The organism is Streptomyces sp. NPDC034670 (assembly GCF_055574875.1).
Genome location: NZ_JBVITR010000001.1, coordinates 304,502 through 322,452 on the forward strand (window position 1 = coordinate 304,502; position 17,951 = coordinate 322,452).

The 17,951-nt window shown below is 74.4% G+C and carries 22 protein-coding genes; 21 read left to right on the forward strand and 1 reads right to left on the reverse strand.

What is annotated here, in order from left to right; translation table 11 throughout:
- Positions 1-185: 185 nt before the first annotated feature.
- From ACZ56B_RS01335 to ACZ56B_RS01365, 7 genes are all read left to right on the forward strand, one after another.
- Positions 186-635, forward strand: coding sequence for a hypothetical protein (locus ACZ56B_RS01335; protein ID WP_468784965.1), 450 nt, complete (start codon positions 186-188; stop codon positions 633-635).
- A gap of 115 nt (positions 636-750) precedes the next feature.
- A complete protein-coding gene (locus ACZ56B_RS01340; protein WP_468784967.1) occupies positions 751-1,584 on the forward strand; it encodes a M55 family metallopeptidase in 834 nt (277 codons plus the stop codon).
- Complete coding sequence (locus ACZ56B_RS01345; RefSeq protein ID WP_468784969.1) at positions 1,577-2,881, forward strand: M20/M25/M40 family metallo-hydrolase; 1,305 nt, start codon at positions 1,577-1,579, stop codon at positions 2,879-2,881. The genes ACZ56B_RS01340 and ACZ56B_RS01345 overlap by 8 nt, the downstream gene beginning before the upstream one ends.
- A gap of 14 nt (positions 2,882-2,895) precedes the next feature.
- A complete protein-coding gene (locus ACZ56B_RS01350) occupies positions 2,896-4,848 on the forward strand; it encodes a prolyl oligopeptidase family serine peptidase (protein ID WP_468784971.1) in 1,953 nt (650 codons plus the stop codon).
- Complete coding sequence (locus ACZ56B_RS01355; protein ID WP_468784973.1) at positions 4,845-5,777, forward strand: S66 peptidase family protein; 933 nt, start codon at positions 4,845-4,847, stop codon at positions 5,775-5,777. Before ACZ56B_RS01350 ends, ACZ56B_RS01355 begins: the two co-directional genes overlap by 4 nt.
- A gap of 66 nt (positions 5,778-5,843) precedes the next feature.
- On the forward strand, positions 5,844-6,470 hold the full coding sequence (locus ACZ56B_RS01360; RefSeq protein WP_468784975.1) for a GNAT family N-acetyltransferase: 627 nt from the start codon (positions 5,844-5,846) through the stop codon (positions 6,468-6,470).
- 41 nt (positions 6,471-6,511) lie between these two features.
- The gene (locus ACZ56B_RS01365) at positions 6,512-6,697 is read left to right on the forward strand and encodes a hypothetical protein (RefSeq protein ID WP_468784977.1); all 186 of its coding nucleotides are present in this window, start codon (positions 6,512-6,514) and stop codon (positions 6,695-6,697) included.
- Positions 6,698-6,714: 17 nt separating this feature from the next.
- On the opposite strand, the gene ACZ56B_RS01370 is transcribed toward ACZ56B_RS01365, so the two are convergent.
- A complete protein-coding gene (locus tag ACZ56B_RS01370; RefSeq protein ID WP_468784979.1) occupies positions 6,715-7,065 on the reverse strand; it encodes a VOC family protein in 351 nt (116 codons plus the stop codon).
- A 110-nt stretch (positions 7,066-7,175) separates the two neighbouring features.
- Here ACZ56B_RS01370 and ACZ56B_RS01375 point away from each other — a divergent pair, with 110 nt between their 5' ends.
- From ACZ56B_RS01375 to ACZ56B_RS01440, 14 genes are all read left to right on the forward strand, one after another.
- Positions 7,176-7,679: a phage holin family protein gene (locus ACZ56B_RS01375; RefSeq protein ID WP_468784981.1), complete on the forward strand. Its 504-nt coding sequence runs from the start codon at positions 7,176-7,178 to the stop codon at positions 7,677-7,679.
- A 234-nt stretch (positions 7,680-7,913) separates the two neighbouring features.
- Positions 7,914-9,566 carry an NAD(P)/FAD-dependent oxidoreductase gene (locus ACZ56B_RS01380; protein WP_468784983.1) on the forward strand — a complete coding sequence of 551 codons (1,653 nt, stop codon included), beginning with the start codon at positions 7,914-7,916 and terminating at the stop codon, positions 9,564-9,566.
- Entirely contained in the window at positions 9,563-11,425 is a 1,863-nt protein-coding gene (locus ACZ56B_RS01385) for a transketolase (protein ID WP_468784985.1), read from the forward strand. The genes ACZ56B_RS01380 and ACZ56B_RS01385 overlap by 4 nt, the downstream gene beginning before the upstream one ends.
- The gene (gene ligD, locus ACZ56B_RS01390) at positions 11,422-12,366 is read left to right on the forward strand and encodes a non-homologous end-joining DNA ligase (RefSeq protein ID WP_468784987.1); all 945 of its coding nucleotides are present in this window, start codon (positions 11,422-11,424) and stop codon (positions 12,364-12,366) included. Before ACZ56B_RS01385 ends, ligD begins: the two co-directional genes overlap by 4 nt.
- Positions 12,367-12,480: 114 nt before the next feature.
- Entirely contained in the window at positions 12,481-12,861 is a 381-nt protein-coding gene (locus ACZ56B_RS01395) for a gas vesicle protein GvpO (protein ID WP_468784989.1), read from the forward strand.
- Between the two features lie 52 nt (positions 12,862-12,913).
- A complete protein-coding gene (locus ACZ56B_RS01400) occupies positions 12,914-13,336 on the forward strand; it encodes a gas vesicle structural protein GvpA (RefSeq protein ID WP_468784991.1) in 423 nt (140 codons plus the stop codon).
- Complete coding sequence (locus ACZ56B_RS01405) at positions 13,333-14,106, forward strand: GvpL/GvpF family gas vesicle protein (protein ID WP_468784993.1); 774 nt, start codon at positions 13,333-13,335, stop codon at positions 14,104-14,106. Before ACZ56B_RS01400 ends, ACZ56B_RS01405 begins: the two co-directional genes overlap by 4 nt.
- A gap of 4 nt (positions 14,107-14,110) precedes the next feature.
- Positions 14,111-14,377 (forward strand): gas vesicle protein GvpG, encoded by a 267-nt coding sequence (locus ACZ56B_RS01410; protein ID WP_468784995.1) that lies wholly within the window; start codon positions 14,111-14,113, stop codon positions 14,375-14,377.
- Complete coding sequence (locus ACZ56B_RS01415) at positions 14,374-14,994, forward strand: DNA primase (protein ID WP_468784997.1); 621 nt, start codon at positions 14,374-14,376, stop codon at positions 14,992-14,994. The genes ACZ56B_RS01410 and ACZ56B_RS01415 overlap by 4 nt, the downstream gene beginning before the upstream one ends.
- Positions 14,991-16,175, forward strand: a complete 1,185-nt coding sequence (locus tag ACZ56B_RS01420; protein ID WP_468784999.1) for an SRPBCC family protein — start codon at positions 14,991-14,993, stop codon at positions 16,173-16,175. Before ACZ56B_RS01415 ends, ACZ56B_RS01420 begins: the two co-directional genes overlap by 4 nt.
- Positions 16,172-16,525 (forward strand): gas vesicle protein, encoded by a 354-nt coding sequence (locus ACZ56B_RS01425; protein ID WP_468785001.1) that lies wholly within the window; start codon positions 16,172-16,174, stop codon positions 16,523-16,525. Before ACZ56B_RS01420 ends, ACZ56B_RS01425 begins: the two co-directional genes overlap by 4 nt.
- Positions 16,522-17,298, forward strand: a complete 777-nt coding sequence (locus ACZ56B_RS01430) for a GvpL/GvpF family gas vesicle protein (protein ID WP_468785003.1) — start codon at positions 16,522-16,524, stop codon at positions 17,296-17,298. The genes ACZ56B_RS01425 and ACZ56B_RS01430 overlap by 4 nt, the downstream gene beginning before the upstream one ends.
- Positions 17,295-17,483, forward strand: a complete 189-nt coding sequence (locus tag ACZ56B_RS01435; RefSeq protein WP_468785005.1) for a gas vesicle protein — start codon at positions 17,295-17,297, stop codon at positions 17,481-17,483. The genes ACZ56B_RS01430 and ACZ56B_RS01435 overlap by 4 nt, the downstream gene beginning before the upstream one ends.
- A 122-nt stretch (positions 17,484-17,605) precedes the next feature.
- A complete protein-coding gene (locus ACZ56B_RS01440) occupies positions 17,606-17,863 on the forward strand; it encodes a gas vesicle protein K (protein WP_437097189.1) in 258 nt (85 codons plus the stop codon).
- Positions 17,864-17,951 lie beyond the last annotated feature (88 nt).

Here is a 17,951-nt window from a genome sequence, read left to right on the forward strand (position 1 = left end):
TTGTCCGCCAGGCTGCCGACTTGCTCCCTGTCTCTGGGACCCGTCCGGGGGAGAAGGGGCCCTCCCCTGGAGGGGCGGGCGCGGCCCACGGAGGCCGGGCCCCGGGTCCCCCCCCCGGCCGGGGGGGGGCCCGGCAGGCCGCGGGCCGCGCCCGGCTGACCGTCTCCGGGACGGACCGCCTCGACGTGCTGTGGTGGGCCTATCCGCTGGTGGGCCAGGACCCGGAGCGGCTGCTGGTGCTGGCCGTCGACGCGGGCGGCCCGCACACGGACGGAGCAGGCGCGTGCGAACGGGTCGCGCCCGGCTTCGCGCCGCACACCGACTTCCCCGGCTCCGGGGACCTCGCCCGCGCGCTCCCCGGGCTCCTGCCCGGCCTGAGCGTCACCGCCGGCGCCCGCATCGTCGCCCGGGTGCTCGAACTCGGCTGCCCGGTCCTGGAGTTCGGCCGGGACGACCGGGTGCCGGTCACGTCCGGCCGGAGCGCGCCCCGGCGGGCCGGGCGCCGGGAGCACGGCGAGCGGGCCGCACGGGGGCCGGCGGCGGGCGGCACCCCGCCGGTCGCCGCGGGGCACGGCCCCGACGGCGTCCGCGTCGGACTCCCGTCCGCCCGGCACGTGACGGGACGCCCCGCGTAGGCCGCGCCGGACCGGCGCGGGGCGCCCCTCGCCGGTCCGGCGCGCCGTCGGCCGGGACCGGCGGAGGTCATCCACGGGCTGGCCGGGATTCGGCCGGACCACGTAGCGTGTGCGCATGAAGATCCTCATCAGCGCCGACATGGAGGGTGCCACCGGTGTCACCTGGCCGGCCGACGTGCTGCCGGGGACTCCCCAGTGGGAGCGGTGCCGGTCGATGTTCACCTCGGACGTCAACGCGGCCGTGCAGGGATTCTTCGACGGCGGCGCCGACGAGGTGCTGATCAACGAGGCCCACTGGACCATGCGCAACCTGCTGCTGGAGCGGCTGGACGAGCGGGCGCGGATGCTCACCGGGCGGCACAAGTCCCTGTCCATGGTCGAAGGCGTGCAGTACGGCGACGTCGACGGCGTCGCGTTCGTCGGCTACCACGCCGGCGCCGGCATGGAGGGCGTCCTCGCGCACACCTTCCTCGCCAACTCCGTCACCGGCGTGTGGCTCGACGGCGTACGGGCCAGCGAGGGGCTGCTCAACGCGCACGTGGCCGCCGAGTACGGCGTACCGGTGGTGCTGGTCACCGGCGACGACGTCGCGTGCGAGGACGCGCTCGGCTACGCGCCCGAGGCGCGGAAGGTCGCCGTCAAGGACCACGTGTCGCGGTACGCCGCGGTCTGCCGCACGCCGGCCAGGACGGCCGCCGACATCCGCGCGGCGGCGAAGGACGCGACCGCGTCGGCGGTGCGCCGGGAACCGGTCGACGGCGGGCCGTTCACCGTGGCGGTGGAGTTCGACGCCGAGCACCTGGTGACGGCCGTGACCGTCGTGCCGGGCGTGGCCCGCACCGGCGAGCGGAAGGTCGCGTACACCAGCGCGACCATGTACGAGGCGATCCGCACCTTCAAGGCGGTCACCACGATCGCCTCGGCCGCGGTGGAGGAGCAGTATGGCTGACGAGCAGGCCCTGGACGAGGTCGTGAGGTTCACGTCCGACCTGATCCGGATCGACACGACCAACCGGGGCGGGGGGGACTGCCGGGAGCGGCCCGCCGCCGAGTACGCCGCCGCGCGGCTCGCCGAGGCGGGGCTGGAGCCGGTGCTCCTCGAACGCACCCCGGGCCGGACCAACGTGGTCGCGCGGCTGGAGGGCACCGACCCGTCGGCCGACGCGCTGCTCGTCCACGGCCACCTGGACGTCGTACCGGCCGAGGCCGCCGACTGGAGCGTGCACCCGTTCTCCGGGGAGGTCCGCGACGGGGTCGTCTGGGGGCGCGGCGCGGTCGACATGAAGAACATGGACGCGATGATCCTCGCCGTGGTGCGGGCCTGGGCGCGCCGGGGCGTGCGGCCCCGGCGGGACATCGTGGTCGCGTTCACCGCCGACGAGGAGGACAGCGCCGTGGACGGCTCCGGCTTCCTCGCCGACCGGCACGCCCACCTCTTCGAGGGCTGCACCGAGGGCGTCGGCGAGTCGGGCGCGTTCACCTTCCACGACGGCGCCGGGCGGCAGTTGTACCCGATCGCGGCCGGCGAGCGCGGCACGGGCTGGCTGAAGCTCACCGCGCGCGGCCGGGCCGGACACGGCTCCAAGGTCAACCGGGAGAACGCGGTGACCCGCCTGGCCGCCGCCCTCGCCCGCATCGGCGAGCACGAGTGGCCGCTGCGGATCACCCCGACCGTGCGGGCCGCCCTCACCGAACTCGCCGCCGTCTACGGCATCGAGACGGACCTGACCGACGTGGACGCGCTGCTGGACAAGCTCGGCCCCGCCGCGAAGCTCGTCGAGGCCACCGTCCGCAACAGCGCCAACCCGACGATGCTCGACGCCGGTTACAAGGTCAACGTGATCCCGGGCCAGGCCGTGGCGTACGTCGACGGCCGTTTCCTGCCCGGCGGCGAGGACGAGTTCCGCGCGACCCTGGACCGGCTCACCGGACCGGACGTGGACTGGGAGTTCCACCACCGCGAGACGGCCCTCCAGGCGCCCGTGGACTCACCGACGTACCGGCGGATGCGCGCCGCCGTGGAGGAGTTCGCCCCCGAGGGGCACGTGGTGCCGTACTGCATGTCCGGCGGCACCGACGCCAAGCAGTTCTCGCGGCTGGGCGTCACCGGCTACGGGTTCGCGCCGCTGAGGCTGCCGGAGGGCCTCGACTACCAGGCCCTGTTCCACGGGGTCGACGAGCGCGTCCCGGTCGAGGCGCTCCACTTCGGCGTCCGCGTCCTCGACCGGTTCCTGCGGACGGCCTGAGCGAGGGGGAGACGGTGCGGATCCTGGCGTACGGCGAGTGGCCCTCGCCCATCGACGCGGCCACCGCCGCGGCGCACGACGGCAGCCCGGAGTACGTGGGCTTCGTCGGCGACGAGGTGTGGTGGACCGAGCCCCGGCCCGCCGAGGGCGGCCGGCGCACCCTGGTGCGGCGGCACACCGACGGGCGGGAGGAGCCCGCCCTGCCCGCACCGTGGAACGTGCGCAGCCGGGTCATGGAGTACGGCGGCCGCCCCTGGGCCGGGACCGTGCGGGAGGGCGGCCCGCTCGTGGTGTTCGTGAACTTCGCCGACCAGCGCCTGTACCGGTACGAGCCGGGCGGTGAGCCGCGTCCGCTCACCCCGGTGTCCCCGGTGGGCCAGGGGCTGCGCTGGGTCGAGCCGGTCCTGCTGCCGGAGCGCGGCGAGGTGTGGTGCGTCCTGGAGGAGTTCACCGGCGAGGGCCCCGGTGACGTGCGGCGCGTGCTGGCCGCCGTCCCGCTGGACGGCTCCGCCGCCGGGGACCGGGGCGCCGTGCGCGAGCTGAGCGACGACCGGCACCGGTTCGTCACCGGCCCGCGTCTGGCGCCGGACGGGCGGCGTGCCGCCTGGCTCGCCTGGGACCACCCGCGCATGCCGTGGGACGGCACCGAACTGCTCCTCGCCGACGTCACCGGCGACGGCGCCCTCCGGGACGTCCGGACGGTCGCCGGCGGACCGGAGGAGTCCGTCGCCCAGGTCGACTGGACCCACGACGGCCGGCTGCTGTACGCGAGCGACCGCACCGGCTGGTGGAACCTCTACCGGGACGGGGAGGCGCTCTGCCCGCGCGAGGAGGAGTTCGGCGGACCGCTGTGGAAGCCGGGCTCCCGCTGGTTCGCCCCGCTGGACGGCGGCCTGATCGCCGTGGTGCACGGCCGGGGGGCCGCCGCCCTCGGCGTGCTCGACCCGGAGAGCGGCGAGGTCGTCGACGCCGCCGGACCCTGGACCGAGTTCGCGCCCGCCCTCACGGTGTACGGCGAGCGGGTCGTCGCCGTCGGGGCCGGTCCGCGCAGCGCCCCCGAGGTGGTGGAGCTGGACACCCGGACGGGACGGGCCCGGGTGATCGGCTGCGCGCACCGGGACGCCGTGGACCCCGCCTACTACCCCGAGCCGCACAGCCGCACGTTCACCGGACCGGACGGCCGTGAGATCCACGCCCACGTCCATCCGCCGCACCACCCCGGGTGCGCCGGCCCCGCGGACGAGAAGCCCCCGTACGTGATCCGGGCGCACGGCGGCCCCACCGGCCGGTCGCCGCTGGTGCTCGACCTGGAGATCGCCTACTTCACCTCGCGCGGCATCGGCGTCGTCGAGGTCGACTACGGCGGCTCGACCGGGTACGGGCGCGCCTACCGCGACCGGCTGCGCGGGCAGTGGGGCGTGGTCGACGTCGAGGACTGCGCCGCCGTCGCGCTGGCCCTCGCCGACGAGGGCACCGCCGACCGCGCGCGGCTCGCCGTCCGGGGCGGCAGCGCCGGCGGCTGGACCGCGGCCGTCTCCCTCACCACGACCGACGTCTACGCCTGCGGCACCATCCTCTACCCGGTGCTCGACCTCGCCGACTGGAGCACCGGGGGGACCCACGACTTCGAGTCCCGGTACCTGGAGAGCCTGATCGGCCCGCGCGCCGAGGTCCCCGAGCGGTACGAGGAACGCTCGCCCGTCGCCCGTGCGGACCGGCTCACCGCGCCGTTCGTCCTGCTCCAGGGCCTGGACGACGTGATCTGCCCGCCCGCGCAGTGCGAGCGGTTCCTGGCCCGGCTGGCCGGCCGGGGAGTGCCGCACGCCTACCTCGCCTTCGAGGGGGAGGGGCACGGGTTCCGCCGCACGGAGACCCTGGTGCGCGCACTCGAGGCGGAACTCTCCCTGTACGCCCAGGTGTTCGGGCTGAAGGCACCGGACGTCCCGGCCCTGGAACTGGCCGGATGAGCCGGGTGGAACCGCTGCGACGGCCGGCCCGGCTGGCCCCCGGCGCCCGGGTGGCCGTCGTCGCGCCCAGCGGCCCGGTGCCCGGGGAACGGCTCCGGGCCGGGCTCGACGTGCTGCGCGGCTGGGGCCTCGACCCGGTGGTGGCGCCCCATGTCCTGGACCGGCACGACGCGCTCGGCCACCTGGCGGGCGCCGACGCCGACCGGGCCGCCGACCTGCAGTCCGCGTGGTGCGACCCGGCCGTCGACGCGGTGATCTGCGCCCGCGGCGGCTACGGCGCGCAGCGCGTGGCCGACCTGCTCGACTGGGACGCGATGCGGGCGGCCGGGCCGAAGGTGTTCGTCGGGTTCAGCGACATCACCGCGCTGCACGAGGCGTTCGCGGTCCGGCTCGGCCTGGTCACGCTGCACGGACCGATGGCCGCGGGCGTCGACTTCACCAAGAGCGCGCGGGCACAGGACCACCTCAGGGCCACCCTCTTCGCCCCGGAGACCGTCCGGACCGTCCGCTCCGACGGCACCGCGCTCGTCCCCGGGCGGGCGCGCGGGGTCACGCTCGGCGGCTGCCTCTCGCTGCTCGCCGCCGACCTCGGCACCCCGCACGCCCGGCCCGGCGCCCGCGGCGGGCTGCTGTGCCTGGAGGACGTGGGGGAGGAGACGTACCGGCTGGACCGCTACCTCACCCAGCTGCTGCGGGCCGGCTGGCTGGACGGGGTCGCGGGGCTGCTGCTCGGGTCCTGGGCGCGGTGCGAGCCGTACGAGGGGGTGCGGGCGCTGCTCGCCGACCGGCTCGGCCCCCTGGGCGTGCCGGTGGCCGAGCAGTTCGGGTTCGGGCACTGCGACGACGCGCTCACCGTGCCCTTCGGCGTCGCGGCCGAGCTCGACGCGGACGCGGGGACGCTCACGCTGGACGAGCCGGCGCTGAGCTGAGCCCACCGCGCCGAGCCGCGCGAAGGCCCCGGAGCCCTCGTGCGGGGCGCGTCGTAGGCTGGCAGGGTGCCGCACACCGCCGCCCGCTACCTCGCCGAGGGTCCTCGCGTGGGGCTGCGCCACTTCACCCACGCGGACGGTGCCGAGTTCACCGCCCGCGTCCGGGAGAGCAAGGACCTGCACCACCCCTGGCTGTTCCCGCCGGACAACCCGTCGGCGTACTCCGCGTACGCGCGGCGGCTGATCGAGGACCCCGCGAAGGCGGGCTTCCTGGTCTGCGAGAAGGAGGCGGACGGCGCCCTCGCCGGGTTCATCAACATCAACAACATCGTCGGGGGCGGCTTCCGGTGCGGCGCGCTGGGCTACGGGGCCTTCGCGCACGCGGCGGGGCGCGGGCTGATGCGCGAGGGGCTGGACCTCGTGGTGCGCCACGCCTTCGGCCCGATGCGGCTGCACCGGCTGGAGATCAACGTGCAGCCCGGCAACGCCGCGTCCATCGCCCTGGCCCGCGCCTGCGGGTTCCGCCTGGAGGGCTTCTCACCGAAGATGCTCTTCGTCGACGGCGCCTGGCGCGACCACCAACGCTGGGCGATCACCAGCGAGACGGTGACCCCGGCTGACGCCACCCGGCCGGTCCCCACCCGCCCCGACTCGCAGGGAAGCCGAGGGTGGAACCGCCCTCGGCGAGGATGACCGCCTGAGGAACACCGTCGTGGTGGACGCCCCCCTCCGTCGTGCCCGCCGTCGACAGCCCCGACCCGGGCGGTCTCGCACCGGACGAACCCGTCGCCCTGCTGCGCCCGTTGCTCGCCGCACCGCAGTGCGCCGGCCTCACCGTCACCGTCCACGACCCCGACCCGGACGCGACGGCCGGCGCGCTGCTCGCCGACGTCCTGGTGTCCGCCTTCGCGCCGTCCTGATCCGTGACCGTCACCGGTCACGCCCGGTGGCGGTCCACGTACTCGTAGACCACTCCGTCCGGGTGACGCACGATCAGGTTGCGGCCCGCCGGGGTGGGCACCGGGCCCGCGATGACGTCGGCGCCCAGCTCGGCCAGTACCCGGTGGGCCTCCTCCACGTCCTTCACCGCGATCGTCGCCGCGACCTTGCGCAGCACCTCCAGCTCGGCCGCGGGACCGCTCATCAGCAGGAAGCAGCCCACCGCGGCGACCTGGACACCGCCCCGCTCGAACCGGAGGGCCCGGCCGCCCGCCAACCGCTCGTAGAAGGGGATGGCGGTCTCGATGTCGTCGACGCAGACGCGCAGTGTGGCACCCAGAATCTCCATGGCGAGGAGCCTAGTTGGGCCGGGCCGGACGGGGGACCGCTCCCGGACGACCTTCCCGCCCGACCCCTCCGGAGGCGTTACGCGCTCCGGGCCCCGGGTACCCGGCGGCCATGCAGCGCTTGGAGCACTTGGAGCATCTGGACAAGCACCTGGTCGACGAGCTGGCCCAGGTGGCGCGCGAGACCGTACGCGACGAACTGCGCGAACAGACGCGCAAGCAGCGACGCAAGGCCGCGCTGTACGCCGCGTCCGGCGCCCTGGCCCTGTACGCGGGCGCGGCCGTCGCCCTGGCCGTGGGGCTCGCGCTCGCCCAGGTCCTGCCGGACTGGGCCGCCGCGCTGATCACGGCCGCCGTGCTGGGCGCCCTCGCCTACGCCCTGCGCAACGCCGCCCGGCCCTCGGCCGCCGGGTCCGCCCCGGGCCGGACCACCGTCCCCGGGCAGCGGCACACGCCCTCCGGCGGTCCCACGACGTCCGGCGGTACGGCGGCGCCCGTCCCGCCGATGCCGTCCGTCCCGCCCACCACGGGAGCCGTACCGCCGCGACGGCCGCACGGCGACCACGGCGGGAGCGGCCACCGCGGGGAGGGCGGCGCCGAGGCACCCCGGGCGTGACCCGCGGCGGCGGGGCGGGGCACGCGCCGCCGCACAGGAGGACCCCGAAGGGCCGGCCGGCGACGGTCCGGCCCTTCGCCGGGCGCGGCGGCCGGGACGCCCCCTCCGCAGGGTCCCCGGCCCCCGGCCCGCCGGAGCCGCGGCGGCACCGTCGTGCGGTGGGAGACGTTTGGCGCACCCGGCCGGGGGGACGCGGAAGTCTCCCGAGGTATGCGACAGCGCCGGAGGCGAACCGTGAGTCGACCCCGCATCGTGATCGTCGGTGCCGGCTTCGCCGGGTACCGCACGGCCCGGACCCTGTCCCGGCTGGCCCGGGGCCGGGCCGAGATCACCCTGCTCAATCCGACCGACTACTTCCTGTACCTGCCCCTGCTGCCCCAGGTCGCCGCCGGCATCCTGGAACCGCGCCGGGTCACCGTCTCCCTCTCCGACACCCTGCCGCACGTGCGGCTGGTGCTGGGGGAGGCCGACCGCATCGACCTCGACGGGCGGACCGTGCACTACACCGGCCCCGAGGGCGACGGCGGCACCCTCGCCTACGACCGGCTGGTGCTCGCCGCCGGCAGCGTCAACAAACTGCTGCCCATCCCCGGCGTCGCCGAGCACGCGCACGGCTTCCGGGGCCTGCCCGAGGCGCTGTACCTGCGCGACCACGTGACCCGGCAGGTGGAGCTGGCGGCCGCCGCCGACGACTCCAAGAGCTGCGCCGCCCGGTGCACCTTCGTGGTGGTCGGCGCCGGCTACACCGGCACCGAAGTCGCCGCGCACGGGCAGCTGTTCACCGACGCACAGGTGAGCAGGCACCCCATGCGCACCGGCATGCGGCCGCGTTGGCTGCTGCTGGACATCGCCGACCGGGTCCTGCCCGAGCTGGACGAACGGCTCTCGCGCACCGCCGACAAGGTGCTGCGCGAACGGGGCGTAGACGTCCGCATGGGCACCTCCGTGAAGGAGGCCACGCACGAGGGGGTGCTGCTGACCGACGGCGAGTTCGTCGACACCCGCACGGTGGTGTGGTGCGTCGGCGTGCGGCCCGACCCGCTCGCCGAGTCGCTCGGGCTGCCCATGGAGCGCGGCCGGCTGCTCGTCGACCCGCACCTCCAGGTGCCGGGCCGGCCGGAGGTGTTCGCCTGCGGCGACGCGGCGGCGGTGCCCGACCTGGAGAAGCCCGGGGCGTACACCCCGATGACCGCGCAGCACGCCTGGCGGCAGGGCAAGGTCTGCGCGCACAACATCGCCGCGTCGTTCGGCGACGGCGAACGGCGCGCCTACCGTCACAAGGACCTGGGGTTCGTGGTGGACCTGGGCGGCGTCAAGGCCGCCGCCAACCCGCTCGGCGTGCCCCTGTCCGGGCCGGCCGCGGGAGCGGTCGCCCGCGGCTACCACCTCGCGGCGATGCCGGGCAACCGGGTGCGCGTCGCCGCCGACTGGCTCCTGGACGCCGTACTGCCGCGCCAGGCCGTTCAGTTGGGGCTCGTACGGTCGTGGTCGGTGCCCCTGGACACGGCGTCCCCGGAGCTGGCGCGGGTACCGGCCGGGCGGGCGGGGAACCGGTCCGGGGCCGAGCCCGCGGGGAACCGTTCCGGCGGTGAACCGGCGAAGAGCCGGTCCGGTGGTGAGTCCGCGAAGAGCCGGTCCGGTGGTGAGCCCGGGAAGAACCAGCCCGGTGGCGAGCCCGGGAAGAACCAGCCCGGTGGTGAGCCCGCGAAGAACCAGCCCGGTGGCGAGCCCGCGAAGAGCCAGCCCGGTGGTGAGCCCGCGAAGAGCCGGCCCGTCCCCGCGCCGCCCGCCGGCCAGCCGCCCCCGGGCTCCGGTGCCGCCCCGGGCCCCGTCAAGCGCACCGACACCCCCGCAGATCCCGCAGATCCCGTCGAAGGAGACTCATGAACACCGGTGAACTCGTCGATCTCGGACAGCAGCTGCGCGTGGACAGCGTCCGTGCCGCGGCCGCCGCGGGTTCCGGGCACCCCACGTCCTCGATGTCGGCGGCGGACCTGATGGCCGTCCTGTTCGCCCGCCGCTTCCGCTACGACTTCGACCGTCCCGACCACCCGGGCAACGACCGCTTCGTCCTCTCCAAGGGCCACGCCTCGCCCCTGATGTACGCGGTGTACAAGGCGGTCGGCGCCATCGACGACGAGGAGCTGCTCACCTTCCGCAAGCAGGGCAGCCGCCTCGAGGGGCACCCCACGCCCCGGCGGCTGCCCTGGGTGGAGACGGCCACCGGCTCGCTGGGCCAGGGCCTCCCGGTGGGCGTCGGCATCGCGCTGGCCGGGAAGCGGCTGGAGGGGGCCGACCACCGGGTGTGGGTGCTGTGCGGCGACAGCGAGCTGGCCGAGGGCTCGGTCTGGGAGGCGGCCGAGCAGGCCGCGTACGAGCACCTGGACAACCTCACGGCGATCGTGGACGTCAACCGGCTCGGCCAGCGCGGCCCCACCCGGCACGGCCACGACCTCGACGCCTACGCCCGGCGCTTCCAGGCCTTCGGCTGGCACACCGTCGAGGTGGACGGCCACGACGTGGACGCCGTCGACCGCGCCTACGGGGAGGCCCTCTCCACCGCGGGGCAGCCCACCGTGATCCTCGCCCGCACCCTCAAGGGCAAGGGTGTCGAGGCCGTCCAGGACCGCGAGGGCCTGCACGGCAAGCCGCTGCCGAAGGCCGAGGACGCGATCGCCGAGCTCGGCGGCCCGCGCGACCTGCGGATCCGGGTGCAGGCGCCGTCCGGCTCCGGCACGCCCGGAGCGGGAGCGCCGTCCGCCGGGAGCACCACCGGCCCCGAACTGCCCCGCTGGGACACGGGCGAGGAGGTGGCCACCCGGAACGCCTTCGGGGAGGCGCTGGCCGCCCTCGGCACCGCGCGCGGCGACGTCGTCGCCCTCGACGGGGAGGTCGGCGACTCCACGCGTGCGGAGTTCTTCGCCAAGGAGCACCCGGAGCGCTACTTCGAGTGCTACATCGCCGAGCAGCAGATGGTCGCCGCGGCGGTCGGCATGGCGGCGCGCGGCTGGACGCCGTACGCCTCCACCTTCGCCGCCTTCCTGACCCGCGCCCACGACTTCATCCGCATGGCGTCGATCAGCGGCTCCGGCCTGAACCTCGTCGGCTCGCACGCGGGTGTCGCGATCGGCCAGGACGGGCCCAGCCAGATGGGCCTCGAGGACCTGGCGATGATGCGGGCGGTGCACGGCTCGACCGTGCTGTACCCGTGCGACGCCAACCAGACGGCGCGGCTGGTCGCCGGGATGGCCGACCTCGACGGCATCCGCTACCTGCGCACCTCGCGCGGCGAGAGCCCGGTGATCTACGGGCCCGACGAGGAGTTCCCCGTGGGTGGCAGCAAGGTGCTGCGCTCCTCCGACCGCGACCGGCTCACCCTCGTCGCGGCGGGCGTCACCGTGCCCGAGGCGCTGGCCGCCGCGGACGCCCTGGCGGGGGAGGGCATCGCCGTGCGGGTGATCGACCTGTACTCGGTCAAGCCCGTCGACCGGGACACCCTGCGCACGGCGGCCGAGGAGACCGGCTGCCTGGTGACCGTGGAGGACCACCACCCCGAGGGCGGTCTCGGCGACGCCGTCCTCGAGGCCTTCGCCGACGGGCGCCCCGTACCGCGCCTGGTGCGGCTGGCCGTGCGCGTCATGCCGGGTTCGGCCTCTCCCGGCGAGCAGCTGCACGCCGCGGGCATCGACGCCGAGTCGATCGCGGCGGCCGGCCGGCTGCTGGTGGAGGAGGCGATCGTGCCGTGACCGACGACGGCGTGCGGACGGTGCGGGCCGGCCGCCGCACGGTGGGGATCCGCCGGCCGGACAAGGTGCTCTTCCCCGGCGGCGGGGACGCCAAGGAGTACACCAAGGGCGACCTCGTCGACTACCACCGGGCCGTCGCCCCGTTCATGCTGCCCCACCTGCGGGGCCGCCCGCTGATGCTGGACCGGCGCCCGGACGGCATCGGCGGCCCCCGGTTCATGCAGAAGAACACCCCCGCCGGCTACCCGGAGTGGATCACCCGCGTCGAGGTCGCCAAGGAGGGCGGCACCGTCCGGCACACGGTGTGCGACGACACCGCCACCCTCCTCTACCTCGTCGACCAGGCGAGCATCACCCTGCACCGCTGGCTGTCCCGCGCGGACCGGGCCGACGGCGCCGACGCCGTCGACCGCCCCGACCGGCTGGTGTTCGACCTGGATCCCCCGGGCGACGACTTCGAGGCGGTGCGGGAGGCGGCGCGGCTGCTGGGGGAGCTGCTCGGCGAGCTGGAGCTGCCCTCGGCGCTGATGACCACCGGCTCCCGCGGCCTGCACGTGGTCGTGCCGCTGAGCGGCGACCAGGGCTTCGACGACGTGCGCGCCTTCGCCCGCGAGGTCGCCGACACCCTCGCCGCCGCCCGTCCCGACCGGCTCACCACCGCCGCCCGCAAGAAGGACCGCGGCGACCGGCTGTACCTCGACATCCAGCGCAACGCCTACGCGCAGACCGCGGTCGCCCCCTACACCGTCCGCGCCCTGCCCGGCGCCCCCGTCGCCACCCCCGTCTCCTGGGACCAGCTGGACGATCCGGAGCTGCACGCCCGCCGCTGGACCGTCGCGGACGCCGTCGAACAGGCCCGCACCGACCCGTGGGCCGCGCTGCCGCGCCGGGGCCGTGCCCTGGGGCCCGCGCGCCGCCGGCTGCGGGCGCTGCGCGGCTGAGCGGCCGGGAGCGGTACCGCCGGCCGGCCCGGTCCGCAGCGGGGACGTGGCGATCGGGTGAGTCGGTGGAGGTTTGGCGAACAGACATGCGGCCACACGGAGGGAGAGGTGGCCATGTCGAACACGAAAAACACCGAAGAGTCACAGGAATCACAGGAACCCCAGGAATCCCGGGACTCTTCCGCATCCCGTACGACCGAGGAAAAGAGCGGAAAGACCAAACGGCCGAGCCCGATGGAGGTGCTGCGCCAGGCGCGCGGGCAGCTCGCGGAGCTCACCGGTATGGAGGCCGAGTCCGTGTCGTCCTTCGAGCAGACGGAGGAGGGCTGGGCGCTGGAGGTCGAGGTGCTCGAACTCGAGCGCGTGCCCGACACGATGAGCCTGATGGCGAGCTACCAGGTGGAGCTGGACCACGACGGTCAGCTCACCGGGTACCGGCGTGTCCGTCGCTACGAGCGCGGGCGGTCCGACGCGCGCAGGTCCGGCGGCCGCTAGGCCGCCCGACCGGACTCACATCCGTACCCACAGACAAGGAGGAACCGTCAGCATGACAGTCGTACCGGCGCAGCAGACCGGTGGAGGGGGCGGCAGCAGCGGCCTCTATGACGTGCTCGAACTCGTGCTGGACAGGGGGCTCGTCATCGACGCATTCGTGCGCGTGTCCCTGGTCGGCATCGAAATTCTCAAGATTGACGTCCGTGTCGTCGTCGCCAGTGTCGACACGTACCTCCGTTTCGCCGAGGCGTGCAACCGCCTCGACCTGGAGTCCGGCCCCAAGAAGAGCCCGGGCCTGCCCGAGATCGTCGGCGAGGTGACCGAGTCCGGCGCCCGCGGCAAGTCCAAGGGGGCGCTCTCGGGCGCCGCCGAGACCATCTCCGACGCGTTCAAGCAGGCGCGTGAGGGCGAGACCGAGTCCCGTCCGCGCACCCGCAAGAGCACGTCCGCCCGCAGGAAGGAGGAGCAGGAGTGAGCACCTACGTCTACGGCATCACCGCGGCCTCGCACCCGTCGCTCCCCGAGGGCATGGGCGGCGTCGGGGACCCGCCGCGCCCGGTGCGCATCCTGCGGGAGGGGGAGCTGGCGGCCGTCGTCAGCGACGCCCCCGAGGGCCTGCGTCCCAAGCGCAGGGAACTGCTCGCCCACCAGAACGTGCTCAGCGAGATCGGCGCGGCCGGCTGCGTGCTGCCCATGCGCTTCGGCAGCGTCGCCCCGGACGACGACGCCGTCACCGGTGTCCTCGCCGAGCGGGCCGCGCACTACGCGGAGCGGCTGCAGGCGCTGGACGGCCGGGTCGAGTACAACGTCAAGGCCAACCACGTCGAGGAGGCCGTCCTGCACCACGTGATGGCCGGCAACCCGGAGATCCGTGCCCTGGCGGAGGCCAATCGGCAGGCGGGTGGCGGCAGTTACGACGACAAGATCCGGCTCGGCGAGATGGTCGCCGCCGCGGTCAAGGACAGGGAGGCCGAGGACGGCGCCGCGCTGGAGCGCGCGCTGGCACCGGCCGCCGACGCCGTGAGCGTGGGCCCCGAGTCCACGGGCTGGCTCGCCAACGTGTCCTACCTGGTCAAGCGCGAGACGGCGGAGGAGTTCCTGGCGGCCGTGGAGCAGGTCCGCAAGGACATGCCCCATCTGGAGGTGCGCCTGAACGGTCCGCTGCCGCCGTACAGCTTCGTCGAGCCCGGTCCGGCCGAGCCGGCGGGCGCCGCGACCGGTGGGGCGGACACCGAAGTGGGGTGACGACATGGGCCTGATCTCGGAGGTGCTGCTGCTGCCGTTCGCCCCGGCGCGCGGCAGCGCCTGGGCCATCCGGCAGGTGATCCAGGAGGCGGAGCGCATCTACTACGACCCCGCCACCATCCGTGCCGAACTGGCGCGGCTGGAGGAGCAGCTGGAGGCAGGAGAGATCACGGAGGACGAGTTCGACCGGCAGGAGGACGAGCTTCTCGACCGGTTGGAGACCGCAACGCGCGCGGGCGCGGGTACAGGGGATGGGACGGCACCACAGTGAACCGAACGGGACTGGGCCTCGCGATCGGGGCCGGATACCTCCTCGGCCGGACGAAGAAGCTGAAGCTGGCGCTCGCCGTCGGCGGTCTGGCGGCCGGCAGGAAACTGAACCTCAGCCCGCGGATGGTCGCGGACCTGGTGTCCCAGCAACTGCGGGACAACCCGCAGTTCAAGGAGATCGGCGACCAGCTGCGCGGTGATCTGAGCGGCGTCGGCAAGGCGGCCTCCGGTGCCCTGGTCGAGCGGCAGATCAACTCCCTCGCCGACCGCCTCCACGGCCGTACCGCCGATGTGCGCGACCGGCTGACGGGGACGGGCGGGAAGAAGGACGCCGAGGACGCCGAGGACGCCGAGGACGTCGAGGAAGAGGACCGCGCACCGCGGGACGGGCCGGACGACGAGGAGCCGGCGGAGGAGAGGACCCCGCCGAAGGAGGCCGCGAGGAAGACGCCCGCCAAGAAGGCACCCGGGAAGAAGGCCGCCCAGGCCAAGAAGGCACCTCCGGCGAAGAAGGCCGCCGCCAAGAAGACGGCTGCGGCCAAGAAGACGGCGGCCAAGAAGACCGCCGCGTCCCGGGGCACCCGCTCCCGTACGCAGAAGGGAGGCGGTGAGGGATGACCGAGACGCTTCGGTCGGCCACCTCCGCCGCGCGCGACAAGGGCAGTCCGCTCACCGACGTGGTCCACAGCGAGGCCGCCGACCGGCTCAAGGCCGAGCTGCAGGACTACCTCGCGGCCCAGGCCACCCGTCTGCTGACCGGTGTCGGGCGCAAGCTCGGCGAGACCACGAACAAGCTCAACGACATCGCCGAGGGCAACAGCCCGGGCTTCGCCAAGCTCGCTCTCGAGGGCGGCCGCAAGATCGCCGAAGGCAAGAGCCCCCTGCGCTCCGCCGTGGAGATCGGCGCCTCCCGGATCAAGGACAACGTGATGGGCGGACTGAAGGGCCTGGGTGGCGGTGGCGAGGGCAAGCGCAAGCGCTCCACGAGCAAGAAGCCCACCGTCATCATCGAGAGCATCGACGTCGGGGTCCCGCTGCGCACGGCCTACGACCAGTGGACCCAGTACCAGGACTTCAGCACCTTCGCCAAGGGCGTCACGAACGCCGAGAAGTCCGACGACATCACCTCGGACTGGCAGGTGAAGGTCTGGTGGTCCAACCGCAGCTGGAAGGCGAAGACCACCGAGCAGGTCCCCGACGACCGCATCGCCTGGTCCTCCGAGGGCGCCAAGGGCACGACGAGGGGCGTCGTCTCCTTCCACCGCCTCGCCGACAACCTCACCCGGGTCCTGCTGATCATCGAGTACTACCCGGTGGGCTTCTTCGAGAAGACCGGCAACATCTGGCGCGCCCAGGGCCGCCGGGCCCGCCTCGACCTGAAGAACTTCGCCCGCTTCATCACCCTCAAGGGGGAGGCCGAGGACAGCTGGCGCGGTGAGATCCGCGACGGCGAGGTCGTCCGCAGCCACGACGACGTCCTCGCCGAGGAGGAGGACGAGAACGCGGAGCCCGGAGCCGAGGAGGAGGACGAGGGCACGGAGCCCGAAGCCGGGGAGGCCGGGGACGAGGAGCCCGAAGCCGAGTACGACGAGGAAGAGGAGGAGGGCGACGGCGAGGAGCCCGCCGAGGACGAGTACGACGAGTACGAGGAAGGCGAGGACGAGCCCGCGGAGGAGGACGAGGAGGAGCCCGAGGACGAGGCGGAGTACGAGGACGAGCCCGAGGCGGAGTACGAGGACGAACCCGAGGACGAGGACGAGTACGACGACGAGTACGCGGAGAGCGGGACCCGCCGATGACGACGCCGAGCCGGCTGCCCGACCCCTACGGCCAGGGCAGCGGCGCCAACCTCGCCGACATCCTGGAACGGGTGCTCGACAAGGGCGTCGTCATCGCGGGCGACATCCGCATCAACCTGCTCGACATCGAACTGCTCACCATCAAGCTGCGGCTCGTCGTCGCCTCCGTCGACAAGGCGAAGGAGATGGGGATCGACTGGTGGGAGTCCGACCCCGCCCTGTCCTCGCGCGCCCGGCGGGACGAACTGGCCAGGGAGAACGCCGAGTTGCGCGAGCGGCTGGCCCGGCTGGAGGAGGCCCGGCTGGAGGAGCTGGAGCCCCGCCGTCGCGCACAGGAGGAGGCACCGTGACCGGACTGCGGTACGTCTACGCCGTCTGCCGCCCCTTCGGCACGCCGCTCCAGGCGCAGTTGACGGGCGTGGGGGGCGAGCCGCCCCGGCTGCTGACCCACCGCGGCCTGGTGGCCGTCGTCAGCCACGTGCCGGAGGCGGACTTCGCCGAGGAGCCGCTCCGCGCGCACCTGGAGGACCTCGACTGGCTGACCGCGGTCGCCCGCGCCCACCAGGGCGTGATCGACGCGCTCACCACCGTCACCACCCCGCTGCCGCTGCGGCTCGGCACCGTGTTCCGGGACGACAGCGGCCTGCGGACGATGATGGAGGAGCGCGAGGAGAGCTTCCTGCGGACCCTGGACCGGCTGGAGGGGCGGGTGGAGTGGGGCGTCAAGGTCTTCCTCGAGCCGACCCCGGAGCCGGAACCCGCCGCCGCGCCGAAGCCGGCGTCCGGCCGGGACTACCTGCGGCAGCGGAGCACGCGGACGAAATCGCAGGAGGAGCTGTGGCAGAGGGCCGAGGCCTTCGCGACCCGGCTGCACGAGAAGCTCTCCGCGTGCGCGGAGGATTCCCGGCTGCACGCACCGCAGAGTCCCACGCTCTCCGGCGCCTCCGGACGGAACGTGCTCAACGCCGCCTATCTCGTGCCGCGCTCGCAGTCCGAGGAATTCGTGGAGGAGGTGGACCGGACGAAGGACGGGGCCCCCGGCATACGCGTCGAACTCACCGGTCCCTGGGCCGCCTACTCGTTCGCCGGTGAGGAGACCACCGCCTCGGGGGAGGGGCCGTGACCGTCGTCGAGCGCCGGGAGATAGCCCTGGTGGACCTGCTCGACCGCCTGCTGGCCGGCGGCGTCGTCATCACGGGCGACATCACGCTGCGCATCGCGGACGTCGACCTGGTCCGCATCGACCTCAACGCGCTCATCAGCTCGGTGAACGCGCAGGTCCCCTCCCCCTTCGAGGACTCGCGTTGACGGCCCCCCGGGACGACGACCGGCACGCGGGCCGGCACGACGAGCCGCACACCGGCCCGCACGACGGCCGGCACGACGAGCCGCACGCCGGCCCGCGCGACGGCCGGCGCCGGCGGCTCGACCTGGAGCCGGACACGGTCGAGCGCGACCTGGTCAAGCTGGTGCTCACGGTCGTCGAGCTGCTGCGCCAGCTCATGGAGCGCCAGGCGCTGCGCCGGTTCGACGAGGGGGACCTGACCGAGGAGCAGGAGGAGCGGATCGGACTCACCCTGATGCTGCTCGAGGAGCGGATGACGGAACTGCGCGAGCGCTACGGACTGCGGCCCGAGGACCTCAATCTGGACCTCGGGCCGCTCGGACCGCTGCTTCCCCGGGACTGACAGTGAGGATGTGTGGTGGCTTCTCCGGGTGGGTCTGACTCATGGACTGACCGACGCCGTCTGGCTGTCCTCAAGGGGATTCGTCGGC

What these genes read in the sequence shown, in the direction of transcription:
- ACZ56B_RS01340 (WP_468784967.1), top strand. Translation starts at nt 751, where the DNA reads ATGAAGATCCTCATCAGCGCCGACATGGAGGGTGCCACCGGTGTCACC.
- ACZ56B_RS01345 (WP_468784969.1), top strand. Translation starts at nt 1,577, where the DNA reads ATGGCTGACGAGCAGGCCCTGGACGAGGTCGTGAGGTTCACGTCCGAC.
- ACZ56B_RS01355 (WP_468784973.1), top strand. Translation starts at nt 4,845, where the DNA reads ATGAGCCGGGTGGAACCGCTGCGACGGCCGGCCCGGCTGGCCCCCGGC.
- ACZ56B_RS01370 (WP_468784979.1), bottom strand. Translation starts at nt 7,065, where the DNA reads ATGGAGATTCTGGGTGCCACACTGCGCGTCTGCGTCGACGACATCGAG.
- ACZ56B_RS01375 (WP_468784981.1), top strand. Translation starts at nt 7,176, where the DNA reads ATGCAGCGCTTGGAGCACTTGGAGCATCTGGACAAGCACCTGGTCGAC.
- ACZ56B_RS01385 (WP_468784985.1), top strand. Translation starts at nt 9,563, where the DNA reads ATGAACACCGGTGAACTCGTCGATCTCGGACAGCAGCTGCGCGTGGAC.
- ACZ56B_RS01395 (WP_468784989.1), top strand. Translation starts at nt 12,481, where the DNA reads ATGTCGAACACGAAAAACACCGAAGAGTCACAGGAATCACAGGAACCC.
- ACZ56B_RS01400 (WP_468784991.1), top strand. Translation starts at nt 12,914, where the DNA reads ATGACAGTCGTACCGGCGCAGCAGACCGGTGGAGGGGGCGGCAGCAGC.
- ACZ56B_RS01410 (WP_468784995.1), top strand. Translation starts at nt 14,111, where the DNA reads ATGGGCCTGATCTCGGAGGTGCTGCTGCTGCCGTTCGCCCCGGCGCGC.
- ACZ56B_RS01420 (WP_468784999.1), top strand. Translation starts at nt 14,991, where the DNA reads ATGACCGAGACGCTTCGGTCGGCCACCTCCGCCGCGCGCGACAAGGGC.
- ACZ56B_RS01425 (WP_468785001.1), top strand. Translation starts at nt 16,172, where the DNA reads ATGACGACGCCGAGCCGGCTGCCCGACCCCTACGGCCAGGGCAGCGGC.